This window comes from Chloroflexota bacterium (assembly GCA_014360825.1).
Taxonomy (GTDB): Bacteria; Chloroflexota; Anaerolineae; order UBA2200; family JACIWT01; genus JACIWT01.
This window is the reverse complement of record JACIWT010000046.1, coordinates 1-5,136: the sequence shown is the minus strand read 5'-3', so window position 1 is coordinate 5,136 and position 5,136 is coordinate 1. Positions and strand designations below refer to the sequence as shown.

At 60.2% G+C, this 5,136-nt stretch carries 6 protein-coding genes; 2 read left to right on the top strand and 4 right to left on the bottom strand.

Annotation, left to right across the window (positions count from 1 at the left end):
* Together H5T64_13250 and H5T64_13245 are read left to right on the top strand one after the other, a co-directional pair.
* Positions 1 to 435 (top strand): DUF58 domain-containing protein (locus H5T64_13250; GenBank protein MBC7265302.1); only part of this gene is annotated, 435 nt, incomplete at its 5' end.
* 5 nt (positions 436 to 440) lie between these two features.
* Positions 441 to 980 carry a GNAT family N-acetyltransferase gene (locus H5T64_13245; protein ID MBC7265301.1) on the top strand — a complete coding sequence of 180 codons (540 nt, stop codon included), beginning with the start codon at positions 441 to 443 and terminating at the stop codon, positions 978 to 980.
* Positions 981 to 1,013: 33 nt separating this feature from the next.
* Here H5T64_13245 and H5T64_13240 read toward each other — a convergent pair whose 3' ends face one another.
* From H5T64_13240 to H5T64_13225, 4 genes are all read right to left on the bottom strand, one after another.
* Positions 1,014 to 2,003: an NAD-dependent epimerase/dehydratase family protein gene (locus H5T64_13240; protein ID MBC7265300.1), complete on the bottom strand. Its 990-nt coding sequence runs from the start codon at positions 2,001 to 2,003 to the stop codon at positions 1,014 to 1,016.
* Positions 1,988 to 3,229 carry a M20/M25/M40 family metallo-hydrolase gene (locus tag H5T64_13235; GenBank protein ID MBC7265299.1) on the bottom strand — a complete coding sequence of 414 codons (1,242 nt, stop codon included), beginning with the start codon at positions 3,227 to 3,229 and terminating at the stop codon, positions 1,988 to 1,990. The genes H5T64_13240 and H5T64_13235 overlap by 16 nt, the downstream gene beginning before the upstream one ends.
* On the bottom strand, positions 3,184 to 4,563 hold the full coding sequence (locus tag H5T64_13230) for an aspartate aminotransferase family protein (GenBank protein ID MBC7265298.1): 1,380 nt from the start codon (positions 4,561 to 4,563) through the stop codon (positions 3,184 to 3,186). Before H5T64_13230 ends, H5T64_13235 begins: the two co-directional genes overlap by 46 nt.
* Positions 4,564 to 4,647: 84 nt before the next feature.
* Positions 4,648 to 5,136: hypothetical protein (locus tag H5T64_13225; GenBank protein MBC7265297.1), on the bottom strand; the 489-nt coding region annotated here is incomplete at its 5' end.

Genomic DNA, 5,136 nt, shown 5'->3' with positions numbered 1-5,136 from the left:
GCCAAACACTTCCTCTCAGAGAACCGGGCAGTAGGGCTGGTGGCCTATGCGCAACAGCGCCAAGTGCTCCCTGCCGACCGAGGGGAGCGGCAGTTGAGCAAGATCCTGGAGATGTTAGCCGTTACCCGCGCCCAAGGTACCATCCCACTGGCTACTATCTTGTCAGCAGAAGGGGCTATGCTGGGACGAAATACCTCCGTCGTGGCCATTACACCCTCTGCTGAAGTGGAGTGGGTCGAAGTCTTGCGAGATCTCAGCCGGAGAGATATCCGCGGGGTGGCCGTCGTGATTGATCCTGAGAGTTTCGGTGGACCAGTGGGCACAGAGCCGCTTCTCACCGTCCTTGCGCAGAATGGACTCCCCGCGTACCGAGTTCGTCAGGGAGACGATCTGAGAGTCGTGCTGAGTCAGCGCGTCTGGTGGGAGGGGGTATAGGCGCTATGCATTCCGAACTGTTCATCCGCAACGCTGTGTTGAAGGATCTGGAAGGCTGTGCCTCTCTCGATGCTTCTTACGAGACCGAGCACGTCTGGCAAATGCGCCTGGGCGAGGTGGAGGGACAGTTGGAGATCACGTTCGTCCGCGTCCGGCTACCCTGGCCGATGGATGTGGCCTACCCTCGGGATTCCAGCGACCTTATGGGAGACTTCCGCCGCCGGGAGTGCTTCCTGGTGGCCACAGACCGCCAGGCGGTGCGCGGCTTCATCACTCTGATGACTATTGGATGGAACCAAACAGCGTGGATCCATCACTTGGTGGTGGATAAAGCCTGGCGGCGGCGGGGGATTGGTTCCACGCTGCTCAATCGGGCGCTAGAGTGGGCCTCAGGCCAGCGGCTGCGGATGGTAACTGCCGAGGCGCAGACCAAAAACGACCCAGCCATCCAGTTCTACCAGAAACACGGCTTCACTTTCTGCGGGTTCAACGACGATTATTACCCCAGCGGCGACATCGCCCTGTTCTATGCCAGGAAGTTGTAATGGCGGATGCCTCCGCGAGCCTGATCCGCGTCTTTATGGTGCGTATCCGTGGCTTCGGTACCACTCCACTGCCTTACGCAACGCCTCGCGGGCTGGAGTCTGGGGCAGGCCCAGTTCCTGCACTGCCTTGCTCGGGTCAAACCACTCGTACCGACGTGAGAGACGCACCTTTTCCGGTGTGGCGGTGGGTACTCGGCGTGGGTTCAGCCGGGCTAGGGCCACGTCCACGTAAGCCCACCCCAATGCCACCCAGCGGGGAATGCGCAGACGCACTGGCGGCCGCCCGGATACCTCGGCCAGGATGTCGAGGACCTGCTTAAGGGTCAGGTTCTCTCCGCCTAGGATGTACCGCTCTCCCACTCGCCCCCGCTCAGCGGCTAAAAGGTGACCGATAGCCACATCTTCCACGTCCACAATATTCAGGCCAGTGTCGACATAGCCGAACATCCGTCCGTTGAGGAAGTCCACGATGATTTGACCAGTCGGGGTGGGTTTGTAGTCACCTACGCCGACGGGTGTGCTTGGGTTGACGATGACCACGGGTAGCCCCTGGCGGGCGAACTCGAGGGCTACCTGCTGGCCTAAGAACTTAGAACGCTGGTATGGACCGATTTTATCTTCCAGTGTGCTGGGTGTGTCCTCGCTGGCGGGGGTGTGATTCGGATTGACGCCCAGGGCGGCGATGGAACTGGTGTGCACGATGCGACTCACCCCTGCCTCCTGAGCGGCCTCCAGCACATGCCGCGTGCCTTCCACATTGATCTGATAAAAATCTTCCCAGCGATAGCCCCAATAACTGTAGAGCGCTGCCAAGTGAAAGACCCAGTCACAACCAGCGACGCCCCGGCGCAGACACTCTTTGTCTCTTACATCACCCTCAACCCGCTCCACAGGTAGGCCATCGAGTTGGCGGGTATCGGCACCGGGTCGGACCAGTGCCCGCACCTCGTGTCCGGCCTGCAGTAGCCGTCGCACAACGGCCCCACCAATGAATCCCGTCCCGCCGGTTACGAATGCACGCATACTTCCTCCTCTACTCCCATTCGTGGCCTATGATCCAATTCTTTCAGCAGCGCCAGTACGAAACTCACTGCCCGCTCCAAGGCTGCTGCGGAGACTGTGTCTGCTGTGTCGTCAGCCCGGTGCCAGTGCGGCAACGTCCCCGTAGCCGGGTCGCGCCCGGCAATGCAAATAGCCCGGTAGCCGGCCCGTCGCAACGTGCTCACCTCATCAGACATTGTCATCTGCGCTGCCCACACACCTAGCGCTGGATGTGCGGCAGCAACGCTCTCGGCCAAGGCTCGCAAGTCCGCATCCGGCTGATAGTGAGCGACCAGGCCCTGCCTGGTCAGGTAGACCAAGTCGCCACCTCCTACGCCTTCCAGGTCAATGAAGGCGGCTCGGCGTAGATATGTGCCGTATTGGCGCAACAGCGCTCGCAATCCGGCATGGTCGGTCTCCTCGGCTCCAGTGAAGGCCAGCCACACCTCTGTATGGCTGAGGGGCTGAGCCCTCAGGCGAGCAGCGGTCTCCAGAACCACGGCCACGCTGGCGGCGTTGTCGTTGGCCCCGCAGGTGAACGGAGTGAGATCGTCCCGCCACAGGGTAACAACTGTTCCGAGTATGTAACCAGCCGGGACGAGCGAGAGCCACCAGGGCCAGGCTGGGCCACCAAGCAACGCGCCGACCAAATAGAGCACACCAGGTAAAGCCAGCATCACCAACGTTAGCCAAGTTAGCGGCTCTGTATAGCGCACCCCAGAGGATTGCCAGGCCAGCCGGCACCGGTTGGTGTCCAGGTGGGCCAGAAGGACGCAGCGCAAATGTAGGTCGCCCTGTGGTTCGATTCGCGCCAAGACGTTGCGGCTGGTCACCTGGGGTAAGAGGGGCCGCAGAGGACTATCGGAGGAGCGAATCGTCCACCACAATAGGGGCGCTGCGGTCAACGCCAGTGCTGTAGCAAGCCAGCGGGTGAAGGCCCCACCCAAGGGGTAGATAACCACCGCCAGCAGAGCCAGCAAATCTATCGCCAGTGGAAAGGCATTTTGGCTGGCGACGGCGCGGAAGGTCTGCTGCTCGATTGGCAACCCCAGAGCAGATAGGCGGCCGGCTACGTAGTCTGCGGCTGCCGCTTCCCCATTGCTGCCGGTGCCGCGTGGACCGATCTCACTGGCCAGGTGGCGGACGTCATCCAACAGCATATTCACGCTGCCATCGCTTGCTTGATGAGTTCTGCGCTTGTCGCCCAAACGCGGCCCCTCAAGTTTCTTGCATCGTCCATAACCGCATCGAAGGCCCTGACGATCATCTCTACTTCCTCATCGCCGATGATGAGCGGAGGTAGGAGTTTAACAATGTTGACCCCCGGCCCACCGACCTGGGTCAGGATGCGGTGGTCGCGCATAAGGGACATTACCACCAGCTGAGTGAAGAGACCTTTTTCCGCGGCCTCGAGGGCTGTCCAGGCTGCTTTAAGAGCAAGCGAACTGGGCGGGCGGAACTCGATGCCAATGACGAGGCCTTTGCCGCGCACGTCAGCGATCATCTCATACTTTTCTTTCAACGCAGACAGCCTGGCGAGCAGTTTTGCCCCCACAGTGGCCGAACGCTCCACGATTTTTTCCTCATCCATCACCTGCAGGGTCGCCAACCCAGCGGCCATGGCCATATCATTCTGGCCGAAAGTGGTGGAATGCACCTGAGCGCGCTTGAGGGATCCGAAAACTTTATCGTGGATCTCTCGCCGCATGATGACCGCGCTGACTGGCACGTACCCGCCGCCCAGTGATTTGGCGAGAGTAACCATGTCGGGCTCTAAGTTCCAGTGCTCGCAGCAGAGGAACTTCCCGGCGCGTCCCAGTCCCATCTGTACCTCATCGCAAATGAACTGCGTCCCATATTGTCGGCACAAGCGCTGCGCTTCGGGTAGGTAATCATCCGCCGGTATATACACGCCTTTGCCCTGGATCGGCTCTACGATGAAGGCGGCTACATCGCCTTGACGCAGTTCTCGTTCCAGTGTCTCTAGGTCGTTCATCTCCACCATGACCGTGCCTGGGAGTAGGGGTTCGAAACCTTTCCTGAAGGCATCCCCACCGTTGATGGCAAGCGTCCCGAGCGTTAGCCCGTGGAAGGCGTGGTTGAGGTAAACGACACGCGGCCTCTTCGTCGCATAACGGGCGAACTTGATGGCAGTATCCACCGCGTCGGCACCGGAGTTGGCGAAAAAGACGGCGTCCAGGCCAGGGGGCATGCGTTTGACAAGTTCCTCTGCCAAAAGTCCGGCCAGAAGCGGGCAGTCCATCTTGACGAGAGTTGGCCGGTCCAGGGACAAGAATTCCATCATCGCCTGTTTGATGACCGGATGCCCGCGTCCCAGGTTGAAGACGCTGTACCCGGCTAATAAGTCGAGGTAGCGGATGCCATCCTTGTCCCATAGGTATGCACCCTCGCCGCGCGTGTAGATCTTGTCAAAGCCGATAATCTGCTGTACACGCGCCATGTACGGGTTGATGTAGCGCTCGTGCAAGAGGTATTGATCGCCTTGCCTCTCTTCGATCAGTCGGGCCAAAGAGAACACCATGTTCATTCCCTCCTTAATCAGCAACTGAGGTTGGTCCAGAAAACCTTAGAGCACCAAGATGGCACAGATCTTCGTTCTCCTTCATCATTTCCTTTTGGTGGAGGCCTCCTGTTCACATCCACTAGGCGCTGCTTCCAGTCCCAGTTCCCTCGCCGTCTCCGGCAGCGGCCATCCCGTCGCCAGGTCGATGCCCATGGCCTCAAAATAACCCCTGGCCATTGCCTCCATATCCAGTGTTATGCCTGCCACCGGCCCTATCTCCTGCGGTGGTTCGCCCCGCTCGCGGGCTGGAAGAGGGAACTGGGCTGGCAATCCCTCGCGGGCGTTGAAAACGTGACGTAGCACCTGGATGCGCTTGCCGGCGCGGAAGAACTCCGCCTCGTCGAATCCCCAGCCGGTGGCGGCGTTCAGCCATTCCAGAAAGGGCGGGGATCCCATCATCAGCGCGAAGTGACATAATCCTAGGGAATCGAAGGCCCGCAGCACCGAGATGACGATCGCCATCGTCTTGCCTTTGGCCGCGTAGTCGTAGCGAGCAGCGGGCTTGCACCCCTGAAGGGCAAAGTAGGGAGC